This window comes from Pseudomonas antarctica, assembly GCF_900624995.1.
GTDB classification, from domain to species: Bacteria; Pseudomonadota; Gammaproteobacteria; order Pseudomonadales; family Pseudomonadaceae; genus Aquipseudomonas; species Aquipseudomonas antarctica.
Genome location: NZ_UYXQ01000187.1, coordinates 1 through 5,319 on the forward strand (window position 1 = coordinate 1; position 5,319 = coordinate 5,319).

Below are 5,319 nucleotides of genomic sequence, written 5' to 3' on the forward strand. Positions count from 1 at the left end.
GGGTCGTAGCCGTCCGCCCTGCCCCGCACCTTGAGCTGCTGGTATTCACCCTCCAGCGCCACTTCGCTCTGGTAGTGCGTGCTGCGCCGCGAAGCCACGGTGCGGTGGCCGACAATGCCTTCCTGGGCGCTGGGCGACGGCGTGAAACGCAGGTCCAGGTCGCCGACCTTCGCCGTGAACTCACACAACGCCCGCACTGCGACGCTATAACTCAAGCGGGCTCTGCCCAGCGCACATAACAAACGGTGACCGGCATCTGGTACTCGCCACAGAACTCCAGCCAGCGTAGCTGGTTGTCTTGCAAGCGATCACCGGGGCCTTTGACCTCGATCATGCGGTAGGTCTTCTGCGCGGGCCAGAACTGGATCAGGTCAGGCATGCCCGCGCGGTTGGCGCGGATGTCCAGCAACAGCCGTTCAAACCAGTAGCGCAGGTGTTCGGCGGGCAGACACTCCAACGCCTGCTCTAATAGCGCTTCACTGAGCAGGTTCCAAAACACGAAGGGCGACTGTATACCCCATTTGCTCACGTAACGCTGGCGGATGGTCGCCTTGTAGCGCTCATCCCCAAGCTGCTCGAAGCAGGCGGCAAACAACGGCGCGCGGCGCTGATGAAAATCCTCGCTGTGCAGGTCCACCGGGCCGCGTTGGAACGGGTGGAAAAACGCGCCGGGCAACGGCGCGAAAATCGCCTCCCAGCACAGCAGCCCGAACAACGAATTGATCAGCCCGTTCTCAACGTAGTGCACTGGCGCATCGGGCGCGCTGAGATGCGCTTGCACGCAATATTCCACCGACATCAGCGGCTCGGGGAGGGTCAGCGCCAGGTCCAGCCGCGTGACGGGCCGCGGCTTGACCTTAGGCAGCGCCGGTTCCCCCAGTTTACGGCGCAGGCGTGGCAGCACTCGCAGCACCTGCTGCTGCTCGGCGGCGCTTTGCGGGGCCTGTTGCGCGGCGCACGCCAGGGCCATGGCTTGCGCGTAATTCTCCTGGCGCTCCAGCACGCGAATCAGGCGTGAACGCGCACCGGGATAAGCGCAATTGCGGTAGATCTGCTGCGCCAAGTCCAGTTCGGCGCTGCGCTCGCAATACTGGCCGATCTGAAACCACAGCTTGGCGCGGCGCTTTTCCAGCCAGGGGTTGTCGGTTGAAAGCGTAGCGATTTGCGCCAGCACGTCGCCCAGCGCTTGCCCCGCTTCGAAGGCCTGCTGGCACTGGTGCAGGAACAGGAACCCGTGCACATCCTCGCGCGTGCGCAGGCCTCGGGACTGCGCGCCGAATTCGACCTTTTCATAGGTATGGATGCCCAGGTCAGCCAGCACGAACTCCGACCAATCCTGGTGCAGATTGCCGAAGAACATCAGGCGCAGGCGATCACACAAGTCCATCACCTTGAGGCTGTAGAGCGCATCGCTCAGGTCCGGGCACCACTGGGCAAAGCTGCGCTGTTGCGTGAACTGCTGCGCCAACGACTCAAGCCAGTCGGCCTTCTTGCCTTTTGGCTGGTCAATCCAGGGTTTGAACGCATCAAGGACTTCGCCTTTTTGCAGCAGCGCAAACAGCGCTTCAAAGCACAGCAGGCTCTGGTCATCGACCCAACCCTGCTGCACCAATGCCAACGCGGCCGTGTGGGTACAGCCGATCTCGAGATAATTGAGTTTGCTTGCACGAAAGTGCACGCCCTTACGCATGACCATGCGCACCAATAACGCCTGCGACGCTTGCGGCAACCTGTCAAATTGCTGAATGAAATGCTGTTCGTCCGCATCGAGTAAATCGGCATAGCGTTGCCCCAGCCAGTGCAGCACTTGGCGGAAGTTATGCAGGTAATACAAAGGGTCGTCGAGAGGATTGGGCATGTCGCACACTGATCAAATACTGGTTATGCATACAGATTGCCGTCGTAAACATGTTGTTGCAATCGGTAATAGATAAATGGCACACGCAACTTTTCTTATAAAAGTGATCAGATAGCTCAGTTGATCGCGTAATATTTGTGGCCCGCAGCGCCTGGCGCGGGACTTTCCAGGGTTAAAAGTAAGGGTTATGAACATGAAGAATTTGGGTCTGCCACTGGTTGCACTCACTTTTCTGCTATTGACCGGTTGCTCAACGCAAACCGTGGTGACGTTGCAAAATGGCACGCAGTACTTGACCAAGGACACCCCGAACACCAAAACAGCCGACGGCTTCTACGAATTCACCGATATCGCCGGCAAGCACGTGCGCGTCAAGGCCGATGACGTGGCGACGGTACGCAACGAAAAGTGATAACAAACAGCCCCGCAGATGCGGGGCTTTTTGTTGCAGGCTTCAGTACCGGTTGATCAGCCGATCACTACACCATCTGTCCACAGGCCGCCATGCCCGACGCCGACCAATGTCACCGAGTCGGCACCAAACGTGAGCACTGTATCGGCGCCGACCACCTTGGCGTGGTCACGCAGGTCGGTGCTCCCCTCCACGTCCTTGAACACCAACGTGTCGCTCGGCTGATAGCCAATCACCCGATCATTGCCAAAGTGGCCGCTGAACAGAAAGGTGTTATGCCCGCTGTTGTCGCGGATCGTGTCATTGCCTTTGCCGCCTTCGATAAAATCCGCGCCCTTGCCGCCCTGGATCAGGTCGTTGCCGTCACTGCCGATGATGAACGTGTTGCCCTTGTGCGGCTCGGCATTGCGGTTGAGGTCCTGCACCCACGTGTTGGCTCGCGCCGGGTCGGACAAGTTGGCGACGATCACCGTGGAATCGCGAGTCATCTGCTCGTAAAAGCCGGACTCGAGGATCCGCGTCATGCCGTCACCATACGCCGTCGGCAAGTGCGAGACCCAGGTCGGCAGGTTGACGATGGAAAACGGCAGCACATTCCACAGCGTCGAGGCGTAGTGGTCGTTGAAACTGACGATATTGTCGGTGGTCGATTCGTGGGGTTTGTCGTGCACGCCCAGGGACGACAGGTTGAACGACGAGCCGTCCAGCGCGCGGAACACCGGGTCGTTTTCATAGCCGATGTTAAGCACCTTGTCGCCGGCGCTCTGGGTGGGCGAGGCGTAGGCCACGTAGTTGGAATCCTTGTAGAATCCCGACCATTTGTTGTTGCTCAAATCCGCCATGCTGTTGACCGCCAGGCCGCCCAGGCTGTGGCCGCTGACCACCACGTCCTTGCCGGTCAGGCCATGGGCACCGGCAAAGTCGGCGACGTTCTTGAGCAAACCACCAAAGGCTTCGCCGGCGTAGTTTTTCGCGTAATTCTTGGGGCCCAGCGCTGCCAGCAGGTCGTTGATCAAGTCGCCGATGGAGTCGCTGATCAAGGTTTCCCGCGGCCCTGAAGTGCCACGAAAACCGATGCCGATTTCCAGCAGTTTGCCGGCATCATCGTACTTGCCGAGCACTTCGACCTGCGCGGTGGTGTAGCCAACCTTTTCACCAAAGAAGGTGCCGCGCGCATCGACCTTGCCGCCGTAGCCAAGCGCGCTGGCACTGATCGGCGTCCACCCGGCTTTCTGCACCGCCTCAAGCGCAGCTTTTTCCGAGTCGGGGTTCCACGCAATGCCCGGAATCACGCCCTGCGAATCCGTGCTGCCGAGTAGCGCACCGACCAACGTGGCCGGCAACCCGAGCCCCAGGCCGTTGTGCTGATACCCCACGGCAAAGCCGTTATCGAGGTTGTGGTAGGCATACAACGTGATCGCCATGGCATCGGCGAACAACGCTTTGGAGCCCTCGGTTCCGAGGTTTTTGTAGTCAAAGATTCCCATGGTACGGCCTCTCTGTTGTTGGATTTGTAGAGAAAGCGAAAACACCTTTTAACTGCGGGCATTGCCTGCAATGACGGCCTCCAGGCCAACGAAAATCTCCCTGTTACCCCTCAATCCAATTGTGGGAGCGGGCTTGCTCGCGAATGCGGTGAACCAGCCAATGAATCCATCAACTGACACATCGCTTTCGCGAGCAAGCCCGCTCCCACATAAAACCCGACCCCACATTAAGCAGGTCGTGCTTGTTTAGAACGCCCAATCGAGGCTCAACCCCACCCCGTGCACTTTGTCCTTGCTCGCCAGCAGACCGTTGTAATCAAAATTCACCCGCGCCTCCTTGCTCAACGCCAGGCTCACCCGCGCCCCGACCAATGCCGCGTTGCGCACCATCGGTGCACTTTCCACCGCAAACGAAGGCCCGCCCGAGGCAAACGCCAGGTGCTGCTGCGAATCAGTGCTGCTCAAATTGTGCTGCCAACCCAAGGTGCCAGACACTTCCAACTGCTGGTGATCATTCACATTAAAGGTCTGCAACGCACGCACCCCCAAGGTGCTCAACACCACATCGCGCGTGTCGTCATGACCTTTCAACGCGCCAGCATCCCCCTTCTCGGTAAAACCATCGGTCTTCAGATGTACGTACGCCACATTGGCAAACGGCTCCAGGGCCAGCGGTTGCAGGTTGACGCGGTACGCCGCCTCACCGAACACCTGGGTGCTGTTCGCATCGACTTTGACCTTCTGCTTACCGGCAACATCGCCGTATTGCAGGTCGCGCTTCACATCCGCGCGGTGCCAGCTGTAGGTCGCGCCGCCACTCAAGCGCCAGGCGCCGATCTCATGCCCGGCGTAAGCGCCGAAGTGGTAACTGTCCACCGCAGCACGGCTATGGGTGCCCTCGCCCATGTTCAACGAGGTGTCGCTGTAGCCGGCGACCAAACCGATGCGGGTCGCTTCGTCCAGCGCGCCATCGACCCCGGCGAGCATGCCGCCAACAGACGTGGTGTAGCCCGCCGTGTCGCTGCGGCTGTCGGTCTTGCCCCACGCGCCCAGCGCCTTGACCCACACGTTGCCACGGCTGTCGACGGTCTGGCTGGTCGCGCCCATCTCGCCATTGCGCAGGCGTTCACCCACGGCATCACGCACGTAGCGGCTGTCATTGACCAGCGCGGTCTGCAACGCCGGGTAGATTTCGCCGCTCAGTTGCTGGAACGCACCTTGTGCCGAGGCCGCGTTCGGCGCCAACAGCACGCTTTCATACACGGCATTGCCCGCGCCCAATTGCTCGGCTGCTGTGGCCACGGCGCGCTGGTTTGGTGTGGCCGCTGCACTGGCGAAACTGTTGGCCGTGCGCGCGACGTCAAGCTGTACACCGTTGGCCGCATAGTTCAACGTGCCACCGATAAACAGGTAATCAGGCAGCACCGAACCGAAACTGCCGGTAATGCCACCCGCCGCTTGCAGGATGTTGTATTGGCGACCGATCAAGCTCTGCGCTTGTGCGCTGCTGAGCAGTGTCGGGCTGTTTTCCAGGGCCAAGGTCACGGTGCCGCCATTGAGCG

The 5,319-nt window shown here is 60.2% G+C and carries 5 protein-coding genes; 1 reads left to right on the forward strand and 4 read right to left on the reverse strand.

What is annotated here, in order from left to right; genetic code table 11:
• Both E0F99_RS28650 and E0F99_RS28655 read right to left on the reverse strand, forming a co-directional pair.
• A partial coding sequence (locus E0F99_RS28650) for a hypothetical protein (protein ID WP_130909085.1) occupies window positions 1–215 on the reverse strand: 215 nt, incomplete at its 3' end.
• Window positions 212–1,858, reverse strand: a complete 1,647-nt coding sequence (locus E0F99_RS28655; protein WP_083358479.1) for a VRR-NUC domain-containing protein — start codon at window positions 1,856–1,858, stop codon at window positions 212–214. The genes E0F99_RS28655 and E0F99_RS28650, both read right to left, overlap by 4 nt.
• Before the next feature lie 187 nt (window positions 1,859–2,045).
• Between E0F99_RS28655 and E0F99_RS28660 the strand changes: the two genes are divergently transcribed.
• Complete coding sequence (locus E0F99_RS28660) at window positions 2,046–2,270, forward strand: YgdI/YgdR family lipoprotein (protein ID WP_083358480.1); 225 nt, start codon at window positions 2,046–2,048, stop codon at window positions 2,268–2,270.
• A gap of 56 nt (window positions 2,271–2,326) precedes the next feature.
• Here the strand turns inward: E0F99_RS28660 and E0F99_RS28665 are convergent, their stop codons facing one another.
• Window positions 2,327–3,757 (reverse strand): polyurethane esterase, encoded by a 1,431-nt coding sequence (locus E0F99_RS28665; protein ID WP_083358481.1) that lies wholly within the window; start codon window positions 3,755–3,757, stop codon window positions 2,327–2,329.
• Between the two features lie 246 nt (window positions 3,758–4,003).
• On the reverse strand, window positions 4,004–5,319 hold a 1,316-nt coding region (locus E0F99_RS28670; protein ID WP_130909086.1), incomplete at its 5' end, for an autotransporter outer membrane beta-barrel domain-containing protein.

Coding starts and splice junctions, on each gene's coding strand:
- E0F99_RS28655 (WP_083358479.1), bottom strand. CDS start 1,858: ATGCCCAATCCTCTCGACGACCCTTTGTATTACCTGCATAACTTCCGC.
- E0F99_RS28665 (WP_083358481.1), bottom strand. CDS start 3,757: ATGGGAATCTTTGACTACAAAAACCTCGGAACCGAGGGCTCCAAAGCG.
- E0F99_RS28660 (WP_083358480.1), top strand. CDS start 2,046: ATGAACATGAAGAATTTGGGTCTGCCACTGGTTGCACTCACTTTTCTG.